Annotated in this window: 20 protein-coding genes and 1 tRNA gene; 11 read left to right on the forward strand and 10 right to left on the reverse strand. The window is 63.8% G+C overall.

Going from position 1 to position 21972, the window contains the following annotated elements; translation table 11 throughout:
* Positions 1-112: 112 nt before the first annotated feature.
* Positions 113-535, reverse strand: coding sequence for a rubrerythrin family protein (locus tag L0977_RS17570; RefSeq protein WP_234266158.1), 423 nt, complete (start codon positions 533-535; stop codon positions 113-115).
* A 272-nt stretch (positions 536-807) separates the two neighbouring features.
* Here L0977_RS17570 and L0977_RS17575 point away from each other — a divergent pair, with 272 nt between their 5' ends.
* The 4 genes from L0977_RS17575 to L0977_RS17590 all read left to right on the forward strand — a co-directional run bounded on the left by L0977_RS17575 (position 808) and on the right by L0977_RS17590 (position 6693).
* Positions 808-1413, forward strand: coding sequence for a VOC family protein (locus tag L0977_RS17575; RefSeq protein WP_234266159.1), 606 nt, complete (start codon positions 808-810; stop codon positions 1411-1413).
* A gap of 339 nt (positions 1414-1752) precedes the next feature.
* Complete coding sequence (locus L0977_RS17580; RefSeq protein WP_234266160.1) at positions 1753-3471, forward strand: FAD-dependent monooxygenase; 1719 nt, start codon at positions 1753-1755, stop codon at positions 3469-3471.
* 17 nt (positions 3472-3488) lie between these two features.
* On the forward strand, positions 3489-3677 hold the full coding sequence (locus L0977_RS17585) for a DUF2783 domain-containing protein (RefSeq protein WP_234266161.1): 189 nt from the start codon (positions 3489-3491) through the stop codon (positions 3675-3677).
* 67 nt (positions 3678-3744) lie between these two features.
* Positions 3745-6693, forward strand: coding sequence for a valine--tRNA ligase (locus tag L0977_RS17590; protein WP_234266162.1), 2949 nt, complete (start codon positions 3745-3747; stop codon positions 6691-6693).
* Positions 6694-6747: 54 nt separating this feature from the next.
* Here the strand turns inward: L0977_RS17590 and L0977_RS17595 are convergent, their stop codons facing one another.
* The 4 genes from L0977_RS17595 to cysM are packed head-to-tail and all read right to left on the reverse strand — an operon-like array spanning position 6748 to position 9542.
* On the reverse strand, positions 6748-7806 hold the full coding sequence (locus L0977_RS17595; RefSeq protein WP_234266163.1) for an NAD(P)-dependent oxidoreductase: 1059 nt from the start codon (positions 7804-7806) through the stop codon (positions 6748-6750).
* A gap of 30 nt (positions 7807-7836) precedes the next feature.
* Positions 7837-8064 (reverse strand): sulfurtransferase TusA family protein, encoded by a 228-nt coding sequence (locus L0977_RS17600; RefSeq protein WP_234266164.1) that lies wholly within the window; start codon positions 8062-8064, stop codon positions 7837-7839.
* 32 nt (positions 8065-8096) lie between these two features.
* Positions 8097-8627, reverse strand: coding sequence for an NUDIX hydrolase (locus L0977_RS17605; RefSeq protein WP_234266165.1), 531 nt, complete (start codon positions 8625-8627; stop codon positions 8097-8099).
* A gap of 12 nt (positions 8628-8639) precedes the next feature.
* Entirely contained in the window at positions 8640-9542 is a 903-nt protein-coding gene (cysM, locus tag L0977_RS17610; protein WP_234266166.1) for a cysteine synthase CysM, read from the reverse strand.
* A 41-nt stretch (positions 9543-9583) separates the two neighbouring features.
* Between cysM and L0977_RS17615 the strand changes: the two genes are divergently transcribed.
* From L0977_RS17615 to L0977_RS17645, 7 genes are all read left to right on the forward strand, one after another.
* A tRNA-Leu gene (locus tag L0977_RS17615) sits at positions 9584-9668 on the forward strand.
* Positions 9669-9852: 184 nt separating this feature from the next.
* Positions 9853-11592, forward strand: a complete 1740-nt coding sequence (gene pilB, locus L0977_RS17620; RefSeq protein ID WP_234266167.1) for a type IV-A pilus assembly ATPase PilB — start codon at positions 9853-9855, stop codon at positions 11590-11592.
* 32 nt (positions 11593-11624) lie between these two features.
* A complete protein-coding gene (locus L0977_RS17625) occupies positions 11625-12842 on the forward strand; it encodes a type II secretion system F family protein (RefSeq protein WP_234266168.1) in 1218 nt (405 codons plus the stop codon).
* A complete protein-coding gene (locus tag L0977_RS17630) occupies positions 12842-13684 on the forward strand; it encodes a prepilin peptidase (protein ID WP_234266169.1) in 843 nt (280 codons plus the stop codon). Before L0977_RS17625 ends, L0977_RS17630 begins: the two co-directional genes overlap by 1 nt.
* A complete protein-coding gene (gene coaE / locus L0977_RS17635; RefSeq protein WP_234266170.1) occupies positions 13684-14283 on the forward strand; it encodes a dephospho-CoA kinase in 600 nt (199 codons plus the stop codon). Before L0977_RS17630 ends, coaE begins: the two co-directional genes overlap by 1 nt.
* Before the next feature lie 47 nt (positions 14284-14330).
* The gene (gene zapD, locus L0977_RS17640) at positions 14331-15086 is read left to right on the forward strand and encodes a cell division protein ZapD (protein WP_234266171.1); all 756 of its coding nucleotides are present in this window, start codon (positions 14331-14333) and stop codon (positions 15084-15086) included.
* Positions 15083-15298: a DNA gyrase inhibitor YacG gene (locus L0977_RS17645; RefSeq protein WP_234266172.1), complete on the forward strand. Its 216-nt coding sequence runs from the start codon at positions 15083-15085 to the stop codon at positions 15296-15298. Before zapD ends, L0977_RS17645 begins: the two co-directional genes overlap by 4 nt.
* 28 nt (positions 15299-15326) lie before the next feature.
* On the opposite strand, the gene L0977_RS17650 is transcribed toward L0977_RS17645, so the two are convergent.
* The 5 genes from L0977_RS17650 to L0977_RS17670 form a co-directional block, all read right to left on the reverse strand.
* Positions 15327-15785 carry an NUDIX domain-containing protein gene (locus L0977_RS17650; RefSeq protein ID WP_234266256.1) on the reverse strand — a complete coding sequence of 153 codons (459 nt, stop codon included), beginning with the start codon at positions 15783-15785 and terminating at the stop codon, positions 15327-15329.
* A 12-nt stretch (positions 15786-15797) separates the two neighbouring features.
* Positions 15798-16676 carry an ATP-binding protein gene (locus L0977_RS17655; protein ID WP_234266173.1) on the reverse strand — a complete coding sequence of 293 codons (879 nt, stop codon included), beginning with the start codon at positions 16674-16676 and terminating at the stop codon, positions 15798-15800.
* 79 nt (positions 16677-16755) lie between these two features.
* The gene (gene argJ / locus L0977_RS17660) at positions 16756-18003 is read right to left on the reverse strand and encodes a bifunctional glutamate N-acetyltransferase/amino-acid acetyltransferase ArgJ (RefSeq protein WP_234266174.1); all 1248 of its coding nucleotides are present in this window, start codon (positions 18001-18003) and stop codon (positions 16756-16758) included.
* 104 nt (positions 18004-18107) lie between these two features.
* Positions 18108-20852: a preprotein translocase subunit SecA gene (secA, locus tag L0977_RS17665; protein ID WP_234266175.1), complete on the reverse strand. Its 2745-nt coding sequence runs from the start codon at positions 20850-20852 to the stop codon at positions 18108-18110.
* 166 nt (positions 20853-21018) lie between these two features.
* Entirely contained in the window at positions 21019-21972 is a 954-nt protein-coding gene (locus L0977_RS17670) for a M23 family metallopeptidase (protein WP_234266176.1), read from the reverse strand.

A 21972-nucleotide genomic window follows, 5' to 3' on the forward strand; every position in this document is an offset into this window, starting at 1 on the left:
CCGGAGCGAAAGGCTCCCCTTCCAGGGACACCGCGGAACCGGCTTTGCCGGGCCGCAGGTGTCGTCCCCCTGTCAGGGGGAAGCCGCGTCAGCGGCGCAGGGGGTGACCCGTTCAGTCCACCAGCTCGTTCAGGGCTTTCTGGTAGCGGTTCGCGTGCGAGCGTTCGGCCTTGGCCAGGGTCTCGAACCAGTCGGCGATTTCGTCGAAACCTTCTTCGCGCGCGGTCTTGGCCATGCCGGGGTACATGTCGGTGTACTCGTGGGTTTCGCCGGCCACGGCGGACGCCAGGTTCTGGCGCGTGTTGCCAATGGGCAGGCCGGTGGCCGGATCGCCCGACTGCTCCAGAAACTCCAGATGCCCATGTGCGTGACCGGTCTCGCCTTCGGCGGTGGAGCGGAACAGCGCCGCCACGTCGTTCTGGCCCTCCACGTCGGCCTTGTTGGCGAAGTACAGGTAGCGGCGGTTGGCCTGGGATTCGCCGGAGAAGGCGTCCTTCAGGCACTGTTCGGTCTTGGAACCTTTGAGCGCGGACATGGGGGTCTCCTTGTGGTGTATCGTGGGTGATCGACCGACCAGCAGGCGCCAAACGGGTGGCGCGCCCCGTCGAGTCGGCCTCCAACATACCCCCGTCGCCGGGCAGCGTCTAATTGTTCGACGCTATGCATCACATTGCCCCCGCCTATCGCCCGCCGCCCCGGGTACACACGGCAGAGGCACGGCGGAGACCCTGCCGGTGGCCGGGTTTCGATCCCCGGATACCATTCCGTTTGGTTAAATGCATTACGCATTGAAGAACAGGAGACGCCATGAATACCCCCCTGCCCCCACCCGCCCCGGTTCAGCAGTTGCACCACTACGCCTACCGGGCCCGCGACGCCGAAGAAACGCGGCATTTCTACGAGGACATCCTGGGCCTGCCGCTGTACCACATCATCCAGAGCGACTACGTGCCAAGCACGGGCGAGTACTGCCCGTACACGCACTTCTTCTTCCGTCTGCAGGACGGTTCGTTCATTGCCTTCTTCGACCTGGGCGACGACGTGGCGGCCGAGCCGTCGCCGAACACGCCGAAGTGGGTGAACCACATCAGCTTCCGCGTGAACACGGTGCAGGAACTGGAGAACACGAAAGCGCGGTTGCAGGCGCACGGCATCGAGGTGTTGGGCGTGACCGACCACCACATCTTCAAGAGCATCTATTTCTTTGATCCGAACGGCATCCGGCTGGAGCTGACGGCGCAGCTGGCGGACGAGTTCCAGATGCTGCAGGAGAGCAAGACGGCGCATGTGCGGCTGGCGGAGTGGAATGCGCGCAAGGAACAGTGGCGCCAGGAGCGGGCGTCGGGTCAATCTTCTGTACCGCTGAAGCCGCAGGCGAATGATCGGCCGGAGTTTGTGCCTCCCTCCGCCTGAGTTCGGCTTGGTCGGTGCTGGCGTTGGCGCAGTTCCGTGTGGTGAGGGCTGGGGCGACCGGCTCCGCTCGTGTCCCCCGCCAGCGGCTGCGCCGCTGGTTCCTCCTTTTACCTCGCTGCGCCGGTCACCCCAGCCCTAACCACACTCGTTGGCGCGCCAACATCAAGCACCCGCAATGCCTCAGGCCGGAAGTGATGGGTGTACTGTGCAGCGAAGTAAAGGAGGAGGCCCGGCGCAGCCGGGCCGGGGGACATGAGCGGAACAGTGCACCCGTCGCTTCCGAGCCCGCGAGGTCGATGAGAGAAAACAGACAACAGACAGAGCACCCGGAGACTGCAGATGAACGAGAACAGCTACAAACAAGCCGCCCACACCAACAGCTACGAGTTCACCCAAGGCAGCGGCTACCAACTGCCCGAGTACCCCTTTGTCCCCCCGCCCGAACTCGGCGAAACACGCACCAGAAGGCACCCCATCGTCATCGTCGGCGGCGGCATCACCGGCCTGACCCTCGCGTGCTCCCTGGCGAACCTGGGCGTGCCCGCCATCCTGCTCGACGAAGACAACACCGTCGGCGTCAAGGGCGCCTCCTCGCGCGGCATCTGCTACACCCAGAAATCGCTCGAAATCTTCCAGCGCCTCGGCATCTACGAGCGCATCGCCGCCAAAGGTATCCAGTGGAGTGTGGGCCGCACCTTCGCCGGCGACGACGAGGTCTACAGCTTCGACCTGCGCCAGCAAGGCGCCTACAACCTCTCGCAGCAACCACCCTTCATCAACATCCAGCAGTTCTACATCGAAGGCTTTCTGGTCGAGCGCATCGCCGAACTCGGCCATGTCGAGCTGCGCTGGCAGAACCGGCTGGTGGCCTTCGAGCAGGGCGAGGACACCGCCACCCTGACCGTCGAGACCCCGGCGGGGCGCTACACCATTGAGGCCGACCATGTCATCGACGCCACCGGCTCGAACAGCCCGCTGCGCCAATGGCTGCAAGTGCCCTTCACCGCCAAACGCGGCGACGACCGCTGGTGCATCGCCGACGTGCGCTTCACGAAACACCCGCCGGTCGAGCGCCACACCTGGGTCGAAGCGCCCTTCAACGACAACCGCGCCGTCTGGCAGCACCTGATGGCCGACGATGTCTGGCGCATCGACTACCAGATGGCGCCCGACAGCGACCCGGCCTACGTGAGCCGCGAAGACGTGGTGCGCGAGCGCCTGACGCGCCAGTTCGGCCCCGACACCGAGGTGCAGATCGTCTGGGTCGGCCCTTATGCCTACCGCAGCGAGTGCGTGCACCGGATGCGTGAGGGCCGCGTGTTCTTCATGGGCGACTCGGCCAAAGTGGTCAGCCCCTTTGGCGCGCGCGGCGGCAATACCGGGGTGTCCGACGCGGACAACCTGGCCTGGAAACTCGCCGCCGTGCAGCGCGGCCGAGCCCACCCTGCGCTGCTGGACAGCTACGGCGACGAGCGCCTCGAAGCCGCGCAGCAGAACGTGCTGGTGACCAGCCGCACCGCGCGCTTCCTGCGCCCGGCCGACGGTGTGGAACGCCTGTTCCGCCACGCCGCCATCGGCCTGGCGAAAAAGTACCCGTTCGCCCGCACCTTGATGAACACCGGCCGCATGGCGGTGGCCAACCCCTACAGCCGCTCGCGCGCCTGCAGCTACGCCGAGGGATCGGCTGCGGGGCAGTCGGTGCAGAACGTGGCGCTGCGCTGGGCCGACGGCGCGACCGGTTGCGCCAATGACCTGCTCCGGTGGGCCGGTGGTGACCTGCTACTGCTGGCCTTCGGGCCACTGACCCGGGCCGACCTGGGCCGGCTGAGAACGCTGACCGCCGGTGCGCCGCTGCGTGCGGTGCAGGTAGCGGCCGGGCGCGAACGCGCTCAGGCCGCCGAACATGTGCGCGACCCCGAAGGCCATCTGCGCGCGGCCTGCCAGGTCCTCCCCACCGGCTGGGCGCTGGTCCGGCCCGACGGCTACCTGGCCGCCACCGGCGCCCGCATCGACGGCCGACTGATCGCCGCACTCGAACGTTCACTCGGCCTGCGCTGAGTCCCCTGGAGACCTGCATGAACACCACCCCGAACTTCCAGGACGCCGACGGCTTCTACGAGCGCCTGCTCGACGCCCACCAGGGCCTGTCGCGCGAGCAGTCCGAACTGCTCAACGCCCGCCTGATCCTGCTGCTGGCCAATCAGGTCGGCAACGCCCAGGTGCTGGCCCACTGCATCGACGCAGCGCGCGAGGCGGTCGAATAAAATCGGGAGTTTCCCGAGCACACCCTGACGGCGCCCTGCGGGGCGCCGTTGCACTTTTGGTCCCACCATGTCCGACACCCTGCAGCAACCCGGTCTGAACAGCCTGTCCAAGTCCTTCGAGCCCGCCGCGCTCGAAGCCCACTGGGGCCCCGAGTGGGAAAAGCGGGGCTACGGCGTCGCGGGCTTCCAGGGCACCGGCGTACCGCAGGCCGAAACACCCTCGTTCGCCATCCAGCTGCCGCCGCCCAACGTGACCGGCACGCTGCACATGGGCCACGCGTTCAACCAGACCATCATGGACTCGCTGACGCGCTATCACCGCATGAGCGGCTTCAACACCGTCTGGGTGCCAGGCACCGACCACGCCGGCATCGCCACCCAGATCGTGGTGGAACGCCAGTTGCAGGAACAGGGCATCAGCCGCCACGACATGGGCCCCACCCCGCCCGAAGCGCGCAAGAACTTCGTCGCCAAGGTCTGGGAATGGAAGGAAAAGAGCGGCAACACCATCACCACCCAGATGCGCCGCATGGGCGACAGCGTGGACTGGAGCCGCGAGTACTTCACCATGGACGACAAGCTGTCCACCGTGGTGACCGAGACCTTCGTGCGCCTGTACGAACAGGGCCTGATCTACCGCGGCAAGCGCCTGGTGAGCTGGGACCCGATCCTCAAGTCCGCCGTGTCCGACCTGGAGGTGGAGAGCGAGGAGGAAGACGGCCACCTCTGGCACATCCGTTACCCGGTGGACGGCAGCGCCGAATCGCTGGTGGTGGCCACCACCCGGCCCGAAACCATGCTGGGTGACACCGCCGTCATGGTGCATCCGGAGGACGAGCGCTACACCCACCTGATCGGCAAACAGGTCAAGCTGCCCATCACCGGCCGTCTGGTGCCCGTGATCGCCGACGCCTACGTGGACAAGGCCTTCGGCACCGGTGTGGTCAAGGTCACGCCCGCGCACGACCAGAACGACTACCAGGTTGGCCTGCGCCATGGCCTGCCGATGCTGACCATCTTCGACCTGTCGGCCAAGGTCTGCTGCGACGAGGCCGACGACATTCCCGATGCCTATGTCGGTCTCGACCGCTTCGTCGCGCGCAAGCAGATCGTGGCGCAGCTCGAAGCCGAAGGCCTGCTGGTGGAGATCAAGAAACACAGGCTCATGGTGCCGCGTTGCGCGCGCACCGGCCAGGTGATCGAGCCCATGCTGACCGACCAGTGGTTCGTCGCCATGAGCAAGGTCAGCGACCAGGACCCGACCGGCAAGAGCATCGCCCAGAAGGCCATCGATGCCGTGCAGTCGGGCCAGGTGCGCTTCGTGCCCGAAAACTGGGTCAACACCTACAACCAGTGGATGAACAACATCCAGGACTGGTGCATCAGCCGCCAGCTCTGGTGGGGCCACCAGATCCCCGCCTGGTACGACAAGGACGGCAAGGTCTACGTGGCCCGCAACCAGGAGGAAGCCCAGCTGCAAGCCGGTGCCGACGTCGAACTGACGCGCGACGCCGACGTGCTCGACACCTGGTACTCCTCGGCCCTGGTGCCGTTCTCGTCGCTGGGCTGGCCGCAGGCACTGGAAGACGACGACACCCTCAAGGACTACGACCTCTACCTGCCCTCGACCGTGCTCGTCACGGGTTACGACATCATCTTCTTCTGGGTCGCCCGGATGATCATGATGACCACGCACTTCACCGGCCGCGTGCCGTTCAAGGACGTCTACATCCACGGCCTGGTGCGCGACGCGCAGGGCCAGAAAATGAGCAAGTCCGAAGGCAACGTGCTCGACCCGGTGGACCTGATCGACGGCATCTCGCTCGCCCCGCTGCTGGACAAACGCACGACAGGTCTGCGCAAGCCCGAGACCGCGCCCAAGGTGCGCAAGCAGACCGAGAAGGAATTCCCCGACGGCATCCCGGCCTACGGCGCCGACGCCCTGCGCTTCACCTTCGCGGCACTCGCCTCGCTGGGCCGCAGCATCAACTTCGACAGCAAGCGCTGCGAGGGTTACCGCAACTTCTGCAACAAGCTCTGGAACGCCACCCGCTTCGTGCTGATGAACTGCGAGGGCCAGGACTGCGGCCTGATGGAACACACCAAGGCCGACTGCGCCGTGGGAGGCAAAGCGCACGGCTACATGAGCTTCAGCCACGCCGACCGCTGGATCGTCTCGCGCCTGCAGCGTGTCGAGGCCGAGGTCGCGCAAGGCTTCGCGGAGTACCGCCTGGACAACGTGGCCAACGCCATCTACGACTTCGTCTGGAACGAGTTCTGCGACTGGTACCTGGAAATCGCCAAGGTGCAGATCCAGACCGGCAATGAAGCGCAGCAGCGCGCCACCCGCCGCACCCTGATCCGCACGCTGGAGACCATCCTCCGCCTGGCGCACCCGATCACGCCCTTCATCACCGAAGAGCTGTGGCAGAAGGTCGCGCCCGTGGCCGGCCGCTGGCCGGCCACATCCGATGACACCGGCCGCGTCGGCGCATCGGTCAGCATCGCCGCCTACCCGGTCAGCCAGCCCGAACGCATCGACGAAAACGCCGAGGCCCAGGTCGCCAAGCTCAAGAGTCTGGTGGACGCCTGCCGCACGCTGCGCGGCGAGCTGGGCGTCTCACCCGCCACCCGACTGCCGATGTTCGTGGTCGGCGACGCCGACTTCATGCGCGAGAACGCCGCCGTGCTGCAGGGCCTGGCCAAGCTGGCCGAGGTCAAGGTGTTCGACGACGAGGCGGCCTGGGCAGCGGCCGCGCAGGCTGCGCCGGTGGCCGTGGTCGGCGAGGCCCGCTTGTGCCTGTTCATGGAGATCGACGTCGCCGCCGAAAAGGCCCGCCTGGCCAAGGAAGCAACCCGACTGGAAGGCGAGATCGCCAAGGCCAGCGGCAAGCTGTCCAACGAAGCCTTCGTGGCCAAGGCGCCGCCGGCCGTGATCGAGCAGGAAAAGAAGCGTGTTGCCGACTTCGGCGCCACGCTGGTCAAGGTGCGCGAACAGTTGAGTCGGCTGGGCTGAGCATCGGCGGCGGAAGCCGCCGCAGTCACACCGAAGCGGGGCGATCCAGACCGCTCAGTGCTGATAAGACTGGATCGAGCCCCACTGCGAGGGCGAAATGACCTGGGGATCCTCCCCGTCCAGCACCTCCTGGCCACCGCTGTCCATGCCATCGAGGGTGGACGCAAAGTCGCGCGGCCGGGCCTCCCCGTGTGCCTGCTGGGGTGACAGCGTTTCGTGGATGCGGTAGGCCACGTACCAGCTGGCGCGCAGTTTGGCCTCCCGGGTGTGCGCCCCGAGCCGGGGTGTCAGGTGAAGATTCGGAATGCCATACAGCGGCGTGCCCTCCGCCGCGAATTGGGGATTGGCCCCGTCGAGCAGGCAGGCGTCGATCCGCCCATCGGTCAACGCCGTCGCCAGCGCATCCGGATCGAACAGCGAACTGCGGCTGACACCGACCCACAGTTGCCCAGGGCGGCAGCGGCTGAGCAGGTGGTCGTTGAGCCAGCCTTTGAATCGCGAGGCATAGACCATCTGGAGCGACACCGCGTCGGCGCGTGCCAGCAGGTTCTGGATCGGCATCGGCTCGACGCCCAGTTTGCTCCAGATGGCAGCCGCATGGTGCACAGCGGGGTCGTATCCCACCAGCCGGACACCCAGCCCCCGGAGCATGGGCGCCAGCGTGTGCGCCACGGGCGCCAGCCCGACCAGGCCGACGGTGCTGCCCGCCAGTTCCCGCCCCATGCGAACCTGGGCCAGCTTGCGCCCCAGCAACGCACTGACCATGCCTCGCCGATACAGCATCAACAAGCCGTAAAGCAGGTACTCGGCATTGGAGCGCACCGTGGCACTGCGTGCCTGAACCACACGCACTCGCCGCCGCGCACAGGCGTCAAGATCGGTGTTGTCGCTCGACATCTGCATGCGGGCCACCACCTGCAGTTTGGGCGAAAAATCCAGAAACTCCTTGGAGACGATGACGTGCGGCGGCAGCACGATGGCCCGCGTCTTGTACATGGCCTTGCGCAGGGCCACGGGGTCGTCCCCCAGTTCCGGGTGATAACTGACGTCGTAGCGCTCCTGCAGCCAGTTGAGCGCCTCCGGCACCAGCGGATCGATCAGCAGGATTTCCATGGCTGGGCTGCCCGACCGCTGGCGACAGACTCAGCGGCGCTTGAGGATGGAGATGTGGTCAGCCCCGACAGTCTGCTGCTCGACCAGTTCGTTGCCCGTCTGCTTGGCGAAGGCCTGGAAATCCCGGACCGAACCGGCGTCGGTCGCAATGACGCGCAAGGTCTGGCCACTGGTCATCTCGGCCAGGGCTTTTTTGGCCTTGAGAATAGGCAGGGGGCAGTTCAGCCCGCGGGCGTCAAGTTCTTTGTCTGTGTGCATGGCAAGGTCCCAGGATGGGGAGGATTTTAAGATCAAGCGGCTGGCGGGTCCATGAAAACCGGCTCCAAACCACGCCCGCGCAGCCATTGCGCCAGCGCCAACCCGGTACCCGCACGCCAGCAGCGCACCTGCTCGGGGGCCAGCAGCTTGTATTCGGCCAGCTCGGGCGAGAGCTGGACCTGGCCCTGCGTCTGGGCGTGGTAAGTGATGATCACCTGGTTCATCCGCTGGAAGTCGTGCACCCCGACCAGCGACAGCGACAGCGTCTCCAGCCCGGTTTCTTCACGGATTTCCCGCCGGATACCCTCCTCCGGCGATTCACCGGCCTCCATGAATCCGGTGATCAGCGCAAACATCCGGTGCTGCCAGGCCGCATTGCGGGCGAGCAGCACCTTCCCATCCAGCTCGACGATGGCGGCCAGCACAGGCGTCGGGTTGTTCCAGTGGGTGAACCCGCAGGCCGGACAACGCCAGCGCTCCTTCGCTCCCCCATCTTCCATCTGGGTGATGGGAGCGAGCGCGGTGGCACAAGCTGGGCAGAACCGGTAGGCAGCGGTGTCCATGGGGCGTACCGATCAAGCCGGAAAAACGCCGGTCGACAGGTACCGGTCACCCCGATCGCAGACCACAAACACGATGGTGGCGTTTTCCACACTGCGGGCGATCTGCTGAGCCACCCAGCAGGCCCCCGCCGCGGAAATACCGGCAAAAATGCCCTCCTCGCGCGCCAGGCGCCGGCACATGTCTTCGGCGTCGGACTGGCTCACGTAGACCAGCTCATCGACGCCCGAAGGGTCATAAATCTTGGGCAAATATTCCTGCGGCCATTTGCGTATGCCCGGAATGCGCGAACCCTCACTGGGCTGCGCCCCGATGACACTGATGCCTGGGTTCTTTTCTTTGAGGAAGCGCGAAACACCAGTGATGGTGCCCGTGGTCCCCATGGCACTCACGAAATGCGTGATGCGCCCGCCAGTCTGCTCCCAGAGTTCGGGACCAGTGGTTTCGTAATGGATGCGCGGATTGTCGGCGTTGGCAAACTGGTCCAACACCCGCCCCTTGCCCTCTTTCTCCATCTTGTCGGCCAAGTCGCGCGCGTACTCCATGCCGCCACTTTTGGGGGTCAGCACCAACTCGGCGCCAAAGGCTTTCATGGTCTGGGCGCGTTCGATGGAAAGGTCCTCCGGCATGATCAGCACCATGCGATAGCCCTTGATCGCAGCGGCCATCGCCAGCGCGATACCGGTGTTGCCCGAAGTGGCTTCGATCAGCGTGTCACCGGGCCGAATATCCCCCCGCTCCTCAGCCCGCTTGATCATCGACACTGCCGGCCGATCCTTGACCGAACCCGCGGGGTTGTTACCTTCAAGCTTGCCCAGCACCACGTTGCCCCGGGCCCGGTTGTCTTCTGCGCCGATCCGCTGCAATGCCACCAGGGGGGTGTTGCCGATCGCGTCTTCGATGGTCGCGTAGTTCATGGGCCTCACTGTGCCATAATTTGAAGCTTGGCATGACCGTGGCCCGGGTGGCGAAATCGGTAGACGCAAGGGATTCAAAATCCCTCGCCGCAAGGCGTGTCGGTTCGAGTCCGACCCCGGGCACCAGCTTTGGACATCGCCATGAGAGAACCCGCACAGGCTTGGCCTCTGCGGGTTTTTTTGTTGGTGGTGAGCACCGTGGGGGCTGAATACAACATGACCGGTGCAAATGCACGGCACGACACGCCGCGAGACACAAAGTCTGTCAATAATGATTCGCAAGTCGTTGATTTAAGATAAATTAGACGTTATGGCTTCTGTCGACACGCCCACCCAGGAACCGTCTTCCATGGCTCTGCCCGGCTTGGGACGTGCGCTGGTATCCGCCGGCATGCTGGGGCAACGGGCGGCGGAAGACCTCTATAAAAAAGCCCAGAGCAGCCGCACCAGCTTCATTGCCGAGCTCACCGGCTCCGGAGCGGTCTCCCCCTACGATCTGGCTCATACCATGTCGGTGGCGTTTGGCGCGCCGCTGCTCGACCTGGATGCCATCGACACCCAGCGTTTGCCCAAAGGCCTGCTGGACACCAAGATCTGCGCAGACTACCGCATCGTCGTTCTGAGCAAGCGCAACAACCGCCTGATGGTGGCCACGGCCGATCCCGCCGACCTCCAGGCTGCCGAGAAAATCAAGTTCGCCACCCAGATGGGGGTGGACTGGGTCATTGCCGAATTCGACAAGTTGAGCAAGCTGGTCGACGCGCAGGCGACCTCCGCCAACGACACGATGGACAACATCATCGGTGGCGAGTTCGAATTCGACGAAATGGCGGCAGAGGCGGCCATCTCGGACAGTGGCAACGACAAAGCAGCCTCCGAGGTTGACGATGCGCCGGTCGTCAAATTCCTGCACAAGATGCTGCTGGACGCGTTCAACATGCGCGCATCCGACCTGCACTTCGAACCCTACGAGCACAACTACCGGGTGCGCTTCCGCATCGATGGCGAGTTGCGGGAAATCGCCTCGCCACCTGTGGCCATCAAGGACAAGCTGGCTTCCCGCATCAAGGTCATCTCTCGGATGGACATCTCCGAGAAACGGGTACCGCAGGACGGCAGGATGAAGCTCAAGGTCGGACCCGACCGGGTGATCGACTTCCGGGTAAGTTCGCTGCCCACGCTGTTCGGCGAAAAGATCGTGATCCGGATTCTCGACCCGAGCAGCGCCAAACTTGGCATTGACGCCCTCGGGTACGAACCCGAAGAAAAAGAGCGCCTGCTGGAAGCGATCGAGCGGCCTTATGGCATGGTTCTGGTCACCGGCCCGACAGGCTCGGGCAAAACGGTGTCGCTCTACACCTGCCTGAATCTGCTGAACAAGGCGGGCGTCAACATTTCCACGGCCGAAGACCCGTCGGAAATCAACCTTCCCGGCGTGAATCAGGTCAACGTCAACGAAAAGGCCGGGCTGACTTTCGCGGCGGCGCTCAAAGCGTTCCTGCGCCAGGATCCCGATGTGATCATGGTGGGTGAAATCCGTGATCTGGAAACCGCCGACATTGCCATCAAGGCCGCCCAGACGGGCCACATGGTGCTCTCGACGCTGCACACCAACGACGCCCCCACCACGCTCACACGGATGATGAACATGGGCATCCCCACGTTCAACATCGCCTCCAGCGTGATTCTCATCACCGCCCAGCGCTTGGCACGGCGGCTGTGCCCTGTCTGCAAGGCCCCACTGGAAGCCCCGCGCAAAGCCCTGCTGGATGCGGGATTTCAAGCCGAGGAGCTTGACGGCACCTGGACGCCTTACCGGCCTGTCGGTTGTTCTGCATGCAACAATGGGTACAAGGGGCGGCTCGGCATTTACCAGGTGATGCCGATCTCGGAAGAGATCCAGCGGATCATCCTGCGCGGCGGCAGTGCCTTGGACATCGCCAAACAAGCCAGCCTGGAAGGCGTGCGCACGCTGCGCGAATCGGGCCTGCTCAAGGTCAAGCAAGGCATGACTTCCCTGGAGGAAGTCCTCAGCGTGACCAACGAATGACGGGGTAACCCGCAACCGGACACAGGGACAAGATGGCCACTGCAGCTACCAAAAGCGCCAAGGAATTCGTCTTCGAATGGGAAGGCAAGGACCGCAACGGCAAGACCGTGCGCGGAGAAACCCGCGCCGGCGGCGAGAACCAGGTGCTCGCCTCGCTGCGCCGTCAGGGCATTGTCCTCAACAAGATCAAAAAACGCCGGATGTCCTCCGGCAAGCGCATCAAGCCCAAGGACATTGCCATCTTCACCCGGCAACTGGCCACGATGATGAAGGCCGGCGTCCCACTGTTGCAGGCTTTCGATATCGTCGGCCGTGGCAACCCCAACCCCAATGTCACCCGGCTGCTGAACAACATTCGTTCTGACGTCGAGACGGGTACCTCGCTGAGTTCGGCCTTCCGCAAGCACCCTCTGTACTTTGACAGCCTCTACTGCAACCTGGTCGAAGCCGGTGAGGCTGCGGGTATCCTGGAAGAATTGCTGGACCGGCTGGCCACCTACATGGAGAAAACCGAGGCCATCAAGTCCAAGGTCCGCTCGGCTTTGATGTACCCGACCTCGGTGCTTATCGTCGCTTGCGTGGTGGTGACCATCATCATGATCTTCGTGATTCCCTCTTTCAAGGAGGTATTCACGTCTTTCGGCGCCGACCTTCCAGCGCCCACCCTCTTCGTGATCGCGATGAGTGAGTTCTTTGTCGCGTATTGGTGGCTCATCTTTGGGCTCATCGGCGGCGGCGCTTACTTCTTCATGCAAGCTTGGCGGCGCAGTGAAAAAGTCCAGATGTTCATGGACCGATTGCTGCTGCGAGTGCCAATCTTTGGTCCGCTGGTGGAAAAGGCCGTTGTCGCGCGCTGGACCCGCACGCTGTCCACCATGTTCGCCGCCGGCGTTCCGTTGGTGGAAGCTTTGGATTCCGTGGGAGGTGCCTCCGGCAATTCCGTCTACGCACGCGCCACCGACAAGATCCAGCAGGAGGTGTCTACCGGCACCAGCCTGACCAATGCCATGACCAATGCCAACATCTTCCCGTCCATGGTGCTGCAAATGTGCGCCATTGGCGAGGAGTCCGGCTCGATCGACCACATGCTGGGCAAGGCGGCAGATTTTTACGAGGCCGAGGTCGACGACATGGTCGCTGGCCTGTCCAGCCTCATGGAGCCCATCATCATCGTGGTGTTGGGCGTGATCATCGGCGGTATCGTGGTGTCGATGTATCTGCCCATCTTCAAGCTCGGCCAGGTCGTCTGATGCCCGATGACGTCTTGACCAGCACGCTGTTGCTGGGTTTGCTGGGGTTGCTCATCGGCAGCTTTCTCAATGTGGTGATCCACCGGCTGCCCTTGATGCTCGAACGGCGCTGGGCTGCAGAATGCGCCGAGCTGCAAGGCGAGCAGCCCCCGGTTCAGCCACCGCTGAGCCTGACCACCCCTCGTTCGCGCTGCCCCCATTGCGGCCACGCGATCCGTTGGTATGAAAACGTTCCCGTGATCAGCTATCTGGTGCTGCGCGGTCGCTGCTCGGAATGCCGGGCATGCATCAGTCCCCGTTACCCTCTGGTGGAGATCCTGACTGGCGGGCTGTTTGCCTGGTGTGGCTGGCAATGGGGCTTGACCGCAGCTGCCGCCGTGTGGTGTGGCTTTGCCGCTGCCATCGTGACCCTGGCCTTCATCGATTGGGACACCACGCTGCTGCCCGACGACATCACCCTGCCCCTGCTCTGGGCGGGTCTGTGTGCCGCGGCCCTGGGGTTCTCCGGTACCGCACTGCCCGATGCCCTCTGGGGTGCGGTGGGTGGATACCTTTCGCTCTGGCTGGTGTACTGGGGCTTCAAGCTTCTGACCGGCAAGGAAGGCATGGGCTACGGCGACTTCAAGCTGTTTGCCGCCCTGGGTGCTTGGTTCGGGTGGCAAGCGCTGATTCCCATTATTTTGATGGCCTCCATCATTGGCGCCGGCATCGGCATCGGCATCAAGTTCGTTGGACAGTTGCGCGAGGGGGGCTACGTCCCCTTCGGGCCGTTTCTGGCTCTCGCCGGACTGACCGCCATGATCTTTGGTCCCATGGCCATCCTCCGTCTGTTCGGCCTCTGATGGCGCAGTGGCGGCTCGGGCTGACAGGGGGCATCGGTAGCGGCAAGAGCACGGTAGCCAGCGTGCTCCAGCAGCAAGGTGCCGTGCTTATAGATGCCGATGCCATCTCGCGCGCCAGCACCCAATCGAACGGCAGCGCCATTGCCCCCATCCGGCGAGAGTTCGGCCCCGACTTCATTGATGCCACTGGCGCGCTGGACCGCCAGCGCATGCGCGAACACGTCTTTCGGCATCCTGAAGCGCGCCAGCAGTTGGAAACCATTGTCCATCCACTCGTGGGCCAAGAGATCCAGCGCCAGCTCGAAGCGGCGAGGCCTGCCGCCTGCGTCGTGCTCGACATTCCACTGTTGGTCGAGTCACCACGCTGGCGCCCGCAACTGGATCGCGTCATCGTGGTGGATTGCTCCGAAGCCACCCAGCGAGCGCGGGTGCGCCAGCGCAATGCCTGGGATGACGACACCATCGAGGCGGTGATGCGCACACAAAGCCCTCGGCTTCAAAGGTTGGCGGCGGCCGACCTTGTCGTCCACAATGATGGACACGATTTGGTGCAACTGCGCGCGCTGGTCCTTCAGTTGGGGGCCCGGTTCGGGCTATGATGCCCGAGCCCCCGCCCGATGGCCCGCCCCTCGTCCCATCCGCCGCCGTGATCCTGTACGAATACCCATTCAACGAACGCATTCGCACCTACCTGCGGCTCGAACAACTGTTCCGGCGCCTTGCCGAACTCATGGCTCGCGACCAGCCGCTGGACCACCACTTTGCCATCCAGACGATTTTCGAAATCATGGATGTCGCCTCACGCGTGGACATGAAGTCCGATGTGCTGAAGGATCTCGACAAGCAGAAGCAGATCCTCAACAGCTACCGCGGTAATCCAGCCATTTCTGAGCGAGCCCTTGATGGCGTCGTGGCCCAGTTGGATGCCTGTTTCGAAGGGCTGAATGCCTCGAACGGCAAGGCTGGACAGTCACTCACCGAAAACGACTGGCTCATGGGGATCCGCAGCCGCATCGGCATTCCGGGTGGTACTTGCGAATTCGACCTTCCCGCTTACTTTCACTGGCAACACCTCGACACCAATCATCGACAGGCCGACCTGCAAAGCTGGGCGCAAACGCTGGCGCCGCTGGCAGAGTCCATCGTGCTGCTGTTGAAAATGCTGCGCGACTCAGGTGCTGCACAGCGTGTGGTGGCTCCAGGCGGGCAGTTCCAGCAAAACCTGCCCCAGGGACGCACCTTTCAACTGCTGCGGTTGCGACTCGATCCTTCGACGGGGTTGATTCCCGAGATCAGTGGCAACCGCCTGCTGGTGTCGGTGCGGCTGATGCGCACCGGTGAAGACCTGCGCCTGCACCCTGCAGGCGAAGACGCGACCTTTGAACTGACGCTCTGCGCATGAGTGAAAGCCGTTCCAACGAGACGACCAAGATCGTCGCCTGCCCTGCGTGCAGCGGCGACAGCCACTACGCGGCGAGCAACCCCTACCGTCCCTTCTGCAGCGCCCGCTGCAAACAGATCGATCTGGGGGCGTGGGCAAGCGAACAGTTCAGGGTGCAGGCCGAGCCGCCCTCAGATCCCGATACCGCCCCTTGGCCCACGCCCGCGCACTGAGCTGAGGCACCCGACCCTCGGGACTGCCTCAATCGCGCGCGGCAGCCTCTTCGGTCAACCACGCCAGTACCGGGATCGCGCCAGGCAGCACCGGCTCACACCCCACGGGCAAGTGCTCCCAGACGTGCTGCTGGCCTTCCCGCATTTGCAGCTCGCCGACCCAGTCGAATACCTTGCAGAAATGCAGACGCACCAGCGCATGCGGATAATCCACCAGCGTGTCGCGCCAGGGGTGCGCCGGCCCAATGCTGATCCCAAGCTCTTCCTGCAGTTCGCGTCGAAGCGCCTGCTCCACCGTCTCCCCGGCTTCGAGTTTGCCGCCCGGAAACTCCCAGTACCCTGCATAGACTTTGCCAGGCGGCCGTGAGGTCAGCAAAAATCGGCCATCGCGCCCGACCAGCACACCCACAGCCACTTCCGTCACCGGACGAACCGGTTGCCCTTGGGCCGCGCCACCGCCATCGACCACGAGTGTTTCTGAGGTCATGCGCGCCACCCGTCAGCCTTGCACACCGTGCGAACCCGCGTAGTCCCGCGCAAACTGATAGGCCACCCGTCCACTGCGTGAACCCCGCTCCAGCGCCCACACCAGTGCCTGCGGCCGGGCGGTTTCGATATCCTCAGGCGACACGCCGAACGATGCCAACCACTGACCGACGATCGCCAGGTATTCGTCCTGGCTGAAGGGGTAGAAACTCACCCACAGCCCGAAACGCTCCGACAGGGAAATTTTTTCCTCCACCACTTCGCCCGGATGAACCTCTCCATCCGCCGTGTGCGTGTAGCTGAGGTTTTCCTTCATGTATTCGGGCAACAGGTGCCGACGGTTGCTCGTGGCGTAGATGAGCACGTTCTGGCTGGCTGCCGACACCGATCCGTCCAGGATGGACTTGAGCGCCTTGTACCCCGCTTCGCCATCTTCGAAACTCAGGTCATCGCAGAACACGACAAACCGCTCCGGCCGCCCCGCGACCACGTCGACGATGTCGGGCAGGTCCACCAGATCGGCCTTGTCCACTTCGATCAGGCGCAAGCCGTGCGGCGCGTATTCATTCAGGCAAGCCTTGACCAACGACGATTTGCCGGTGCCACGCGCCCCTGTAAGAAGCACGTTGTTGGCAGGCAGGCCTTGAACGAATTGCTGGGTGTTGCGCTGGATTTTGGCCTTCTGGCCGTCGATTTCCTGCAGGTCGACCAAGCGCATCTGCGCCACATGGCGCACCGGCTCCAGCCAGCCATGTCCCCCCGCGCGCTTGCGATAACGAAACGCAACCGATGCATTCCAGTCGGGGGCACCCATCGGGCGGGGCAACACAGCCTCGATGCGGCCGATCAGTTGTTCAGCCCGCTCGATCAGGCGTTCGAATTTTTCGTTCATGGATTTTCTGCCAGATCACCCCGCAGGTCTGCAGCCTGCGCGGGCGGCACCAAAGACACGCCGCAGTCGGCGAGAGATTTCACGAGCGGTAGTCGGCGTTGATCGACACGTAATCGTGGCTGAAGTCGCAGGTCCAGACGGTTTCAGTGGCCTCACCCCGACCCAACCCGATGCGCACCAGAATCTCAGCGGCTTTCATCACACGCTGGCCGTCCGCCTCCTGATAAGCTGGATGGCGCCCGCCCTGGTGCACCACGTGCACATCCCCCAGATGCAGATCGATGCCAGCGACATCGAGATCGTCGATACCCGCGTAGCCCACCGCAGCCAGAATGCGGCCCAGATTGGGATCGCTGGCGAAGAAGGCAGTCTTGACCAGCGGCGAGTGCGCCACGGCATACGCAGCCTTCAGACACTCCTGCGCATCGCGCCCGCCCTCCACCTGCACAGTGATGAACTTGGTGGCCCCTTCGCCATCGCGCACGATGGCATGGGCCAAGAAACGCGCCACGGGCAGCAGTGCCGCCAGCAAGGCCTGCCCTTGCGGGCTGTCCAGATCCGTCACCGCTGCATGGCCAGCCTTGCCGGTGGCCACGACCACGAAGGAATCGTTGGTGGAGGTGTCCCCATCCACAGTGACGCGGTTGAACGAAGCGTCGGCGAGTCGGCGCGCCAGATCGTTCATCACCCCCGACGCCACCACCGCATCGGTCGCCAGAAAGCCCAGCATGGTGGCCATGTTGGGCCTGATCATCCCTGCCCCTTTGGCAATACCGCTGGCCGTGATGGTCTGTCCGTCAACCGTGGCCTGGGAACTCATGGCTTTGGGCACGGTGTCCGTGGTCATGATGCCTTCGGCCGCTTTGAGCCACTGCGCCCCCGAAGCGCCATCCACGCCCCCCGCATCGGCCAGGGCAGCAGGCAGGCCCGCCAGCAAGCGGTCCACCGGCAGGGGTTCCATGATCACACCGGTGGAAAACGGCAGCACTTGTTCATGCTGCACACCCAGCGCCAATGCCAGCGCACTCGCTGTCTGGCGGGCATGGTGCAGACCGGGCTCGCCAGTACCCGCATTCGCATTGCCGGTATTGATGACCATGGCGCGCACGCCGGCCTGGCTCGACAAATGCTCGCGGCAGACCTGCACGGGCGCGGCGGCATAGCGGTTGCGCGTAAAAACGGCCCCCACGCACGCCCCCTCGTCCAGCAGAAACACCGTCAGGTCTTTGCGGTGGGCTTTGCGGATGCCCGCTTCCGCCACACCGATACGCACGCCCGCAACGGGCAACAGATCCTGGGCGAGCGGCGCGTTGTAGTTCACGGCCATGGCAACAATCTCCGATCAAAGAAACTCGTCGTACACCCTGCGGGAACCACCCGGGCCCCGTTCGGTAACCGATCATGCCCCCGTGCCCCGCACGGGATGCGCTGTCAGCTCAATGCACCGTGGCAGTGCTTGTACTTCTTGCCGCTGCCACAAGGGCAAGGGTCGTTGCGGCCTACGCGCGGCACCGCCGAGGCCACCGTGGCCTCATCCACCTGCGACTCGGCCTCACCCGTCTCGGTCGGGGCGGTGTAGGTCACGTTGGCAATGCTTTCGGCACGCTGTTCCATCTGCTGTGCCGCTTCGCTCACCTGTTCAGGCGTCTGCACACGCACATTCAGCAGGACACGGCTCACGTCATTGCGAACGCTGTCGAGCAATTGACCGAACAGCGCAAAGGCCTCGCGCTTATATTCCTGCTTGGGCTGCTTCTGGGCGTAGCCACGCAGGTGGATGCCCTGCCGGAGGTAATCGAGAGCCGCGATGTGGTCCCGCCACTGGCTGTCCAGTGTCTGCAAAAGCACCATGCGCTCGAACTGGGTGAAGTTCTCTTCACCCACCAGGGCGACCTTGGCATCAAATGCCTCCTTGGCCACCGCCTGCACACGGATAACGATATCGTCGGCATCGATCGCCTCCGCTTCTGCCACCCAGTTCGCGACCGGGGCCTCCAGCGCCCATTCCCCACGCAGGACGCGTTCGAGAGCGGGCAGATCCCATTGCTCTTCCACACTGCCCTCGGGCACATACTGGCTTACCACGTCGGCCATACAGCCGTCGCGCAAGCCATCGATCTGGGCACGCAGGCTGGCGGCATCCAGAATGTCGTTGCGCTGCTGGTAAATCACCTTGCGCTGGTCGTTGGCCACGTCGTCGTACTCCAGCAGCTGCTTGCGTACGTCGAAGTTGCGCGCCTCCACCTTGCGCTGTGCGCCCTCGATGCTTCGAGTGACGATACCGGCCTCGATGGCCTCGCCCTCCGGCATCTTGAGCCGGTCCATGATGGCGCGGACCTTGTCACCCGCAAAGATCCGCATCAGCGGATCGTCCAGACTCAGATAGAAACGCGACGAACCGGGGTCGCCCTGACGCCCGGACCGGCCGCGCAACTGGTTGTCGATGCGACGGCTTTCGTGACGCTCGGTCGCGATGATGCGCAAACCACCCAATGCCTTGACCTTGTCATGATCCTGCTGCCACTGCTGACGCAGCGTCTCCATGCGCGTGGCCTTGGTCGCCTCATCAAGTGACGCATCCGCCTCGACAGCGGCCAGCATTTTTTCCAGATTGCCACCTAGCACGATGTCGGTGCCACGACCAGCCATGTTGGTCGCAATGGTGATGGCACCGGGCCGTCCCGCCTGCACGATGATGTCGGCTTCGCGTGCGTGCTGTTTGGCATTGAGCACTTCGTGCGGCAGCTTGGCCGCCACCAGCAACTGCGCAATGATTTCGGAGTTCTCGATCGACGAAGTCCCCACCAGCACGGGCTGACCGCGCTCATGGCATTCACGGATATCGGCGATGGCCGCTTCGTATTTCTCCTTGGTGGTCTTGTAGACGCGATCGAGCTGGTCATCGCGCTGACTCGGCCGGTTGGGCGGAATCACCACCGTTTCCAGGCCATAGATTTCCTGGAATTCATACGCCTCGGTATCGGCCGTACCGGTCATGCCGGAAAGCTTCGTGTAAAGGCGGAAGTAGTTCTGGAATGTGATCGATGCCAGTGTCTGGTTCTCGGGCTGGATCGCCACGCCTTCCTTGGCCTCCACCGCCTGGTGCAGACCATCGCTCCAGCGGCGGCCCGCCATGAGGCGGCCAGTGAACTCGTCGACGATGACGATCTCGCCGTTCTGGTTCACGTAATGCTGGTCGCGGTGATAGATGTGATGGGCCTTGAGCGACGTCACCAGATGGTGCAGCAACGCAATGTTGGCCGGGTCGTACAGCGATGCCCCTTCGGGCAGCAGGCCCGCCTGCGCCAGCAGGCGCTCGGCATTTTCATGTCCCTGTTCGGTCAAGTGGATCTGGTGCGATTTTTCGTCGACCGTGAAATCGCCGGGCTTGATCACGCCCTCACCCGTTCGCGGGTCGGCTTCGCCTTCCTGGCGCACCAGATGGGGCACCAGCTTGTTGATGGTCACATAAACGGGCGTCTGGTCTTCGGCCTGGCCGCTGATGATCAGGGGAGTGCGAGCTTCATCGATGAGGATCGAGTCCACCTCGTCGACGATGGCGTAGTGCAGCGGGCGCTGCACCCGGTCACCCGACTCGTAGACCATGTTGTCCCGCAGGTAATCGAAGCCGTACTCATTGTTCGTCCCGTACGTGATGTCCGCCTGGTAGGCTGCCTGCTTGTCTTCACGAGGCATCTGGGGCAGGTTGACCCCGACCGACAAGCCCAGAAAGTTGTACAGGCGCCCCATCCATTGGGCATCGCGCGTGGCCAGGTAATCGTTCACCGTCACCACGTGCACGCCCTTGCCTGCCAGGGCATTCAGGTACACCGGCAGTGTCGCCGTCAGGGTCTTGCCTTCACCGGTACGCATTTCAGCGACCTTGCCCGAGTGCAGGGCAATGCCCCCGATGAGCTGCACGTCGAAGTGCCGCATCTTCATCACGCGCTTGCTGGCCTCACGCACCACCGCAAAGGCTTCCGGCAACAGGGCATCCAGAGTCTCGCCAGCGGCCACACGCTGGCGGAGCGTACCGGTCTGTGCCTGCAGTTCGGCATCGCTGAGCTTTTCGAACTTCGGCTCCAGTGCGTTGATGCGCTCAACAGTCTTGCGGTAGGTCTTGATCAGGCGGTCGTTGCGGCTACCGAAGATCTTGGTGAGGAAGTTTGTGGCCATAGTGCGGGCCCGCAGGCGCACCGAATGCGCGCTGCCAGGGCAAGAAAGATCGGAAGTCCCGAAAAGGGCTGTCGGAAAGCCAGAAACGACTCAGATGCCCGCCGACGCAAGATATTCAAGAGCAAACAGGCATTTTAGCTGCCGCTCCTGCTGCTCGCCCACGAGGTCAACGCCGGACCACCGACGCCTTGCTGGACACTTCGGCTGCCGCCATGTTTTCCCCCGCATCCAGAAAACGGCGCGGATCCTGCGGAACCCCCGAAACCCACACCTCAAAATGGAGGTGCGGGCCGGTGGAACGGCCCGTGGACCCCACGTCCGCAATTCGCTGACCCCTCTTGACCAGATCACCTTTTTTGACGTGTACCTTCGAGGTGTGGGCATAGCGGGTAATCAGGTTGTTGCCATGGTCGATCTCCACCATGTTCCCGTAAGCCGGGTGGTACTCCTGCACCACCACCACGCCGCCGGCAGCGGCCAAGATCGGCGTCCCGACGTCCGAGGGGAAATCAAGGCCGGTGTGCAGCGCCGAACGCCCCGTGAAGGGGTCGATCCGGAATCCGAACGGAGAACCGACACGCCCCCCCGTCACGGGTTCCTGTGTGGGCACCAGACTGCGCTGGATCTTCTGGTCAAACAGCCGCGACTCCACCGCTGTCAGCCAGTCAATACGGGAGCCGCTCGACACATCCAGTTGATCCATCGCCTGTCCGAGTTCGTCCACGGTCAGCGCGCGCTCGCCGATCAGCATGCCGCCAGCTCCGGGCAAGGTCTTGAAGTCCGCCGGATTCAAGCCCGCCAAACCGGCCACTCGCTCCCCCAGCGACTCGATCTGCATCATGCGGGCCTGCATTTCACCCAGCCGGCGCGCCATCACGTCCAGGTTTTCTCGCATATACAGCGACCGGGCATCGAGCTCCCCCTGCGTCACGATACGCGCCACCGAAGCAAAACCCGGCCAGCCTTTGCGCACCCCTTCCAGAAAAACCCAGTGGTATGCCGCGACCGCTCCGAGCATCAACATCAGAGAGCCCAACGCTGCAGCACCCAGCAATTTCCACCCATTGAGATGCAGAGCCCGGCTCTGAGCCAACCAAGCATCCGTGATAATGATGTGCAC

This window comes from Hydrogenophaga sp. NFH-34 (genome assembly GCF_021401345.1).
GTDB lineage: Bacteria > Pseudomonadota > Gammaproteobacteria > Burkholderiales > Burkholderiaceae_C > Hydrogenophaga > Hydrogenophaga electricum.

What these genes read in the sequence shown, in the direction of transcription:
- L0977_RS17645 (WP_234266172.1), top strand. Translation starts at nt 15,083, where the DNA reads ATGAGTGAAAGCCGTTCCAACGAGACGACCAAGATCGTCGCCTGCCCT.
- L0977_RS17625 (WP_234266168.1), top strand. Translation starts at nt 11,625, where the DNA reads ATGGCCACTGCAGCTACCAAAAGCGCCAAGGAATTCGTCTTCGAATGG.
- L0977_RS17585 (WP_234266161.1), top strand. Translation starts at nt 3,489, where the DNA reads ATGAACACCACCCCGAACTTCCAGGACGCCGACGGCTTCTACGAGCGC.
- pilB (WP_234266167.1), top strand. Translation starts at nt 9,853, where the DNA reads ATGGCTTCTGTCGACACGCCCACCCAGGAACCGTCTTCCATGGCTCTG.
- cysM (WP_234266166.1), bottom strand. Translation starts at nt 9,542, where the DNA reads ATGAACTACGCGACCATCGAAGACGCGATCGGCAACACCCCCCTGGTG.
- L0977_RS17650 (WP_234266256.1), bottom strand. Translation starts at nt 15,785, where the DNA reads ATGACCTCAGAAACACTCGTGGTCGATGGCGGTGGCGCGGCCCAAGGG.
- L0977_RS17595 (WP_234266163.1), bottom strand. Translation starts at nt 7,806, where the DNA reads ATGGAAATCCTGCTGATCGATCCGCTGGTGCCGGAGGCGCTCAACTGG.
- secA (WP_234266175.1), bottom strand. Translation starts at nt 20,852, where the DNA reads ATGGCCACAAACTTCCTCACCAAGATCTTCGGTAGCCGCAACGACCGC.
- L0977_RS17575 (WP_234266159.1), top strand. Translation starts at nt 808, where the DNA reads ATGAATACCCCCCTGCCCCCACCCGCCCCGGTTCAGCAGTTGCACCAC.
- L0977_RS17630 (WP_234266169.1), top strand. Translation starts at nt 12,842, where the DNA reads ATGCCCGATGACGTCTTGACCAGCACGCTGTTGCTGGGTTTGCTGGGG.
- L0977_RS17600 (WP_234266164.1), bottom strand. Translation starts at nt 8,064, where the DNA reads ATGCACACAGACAAAGAACTTGACGCCCGCGGGCTGAACTGCCCCCTG.
- L0977_RS17590 (WP_234266162.1), top strand. Translation starts at nt 3,745, where the DNA reads ATGTCCGACACCCTGCAGCAACCCGGTCTGAACAGCCTGTCCAAGTCC.
- L0977_RS17605 (WP_234266165.1), bottom strand. Translation starts at nt 8,627, where the DNA reads ATGGACACCGCTGCCTACCGGTTCTGCCCAGCTTGTGCCACCGCGCTC.
- L0977_RS17570 (WP_234266158.1), bottom strand. Translation starts at nt 535, where the DNA reads ATGTCCGCGCTCAAAGGTTCCAAGACCGAACAGTGCCTGAAGGACGCC.
- L0977_RS17655 (WP_234266173.1), bottom strand. Translation starts at nt 16,676, where the DNA reads ATGAACGAAAAATTCGAACGCCTGATCGAGCGGGCTGAACAACTGATC.
- coaE (WP_234266170.1), top strand. Translation starts at nt 13,684, where the DNA reads ATGGCGCAGTGGCGGCTCGGGCTGACAGGGGGCATCGGTAGCGGCAAG.
- argJ (WP_234266174.1), bottom strand. Translation starts at nt 18,003, where the DNA reads ATGGCCGTGAACTACAACGCGCCGCTCGCCCAGGATCTGTTGCCCGTT.
- L0977_RS17580 (WP_234266160.1), top strand. Translation starts at nt 1,753, where the DNA reads ATGAACGAGAACAGCTACAAACAAGCCGCCCACACCAACAGCTACGAG.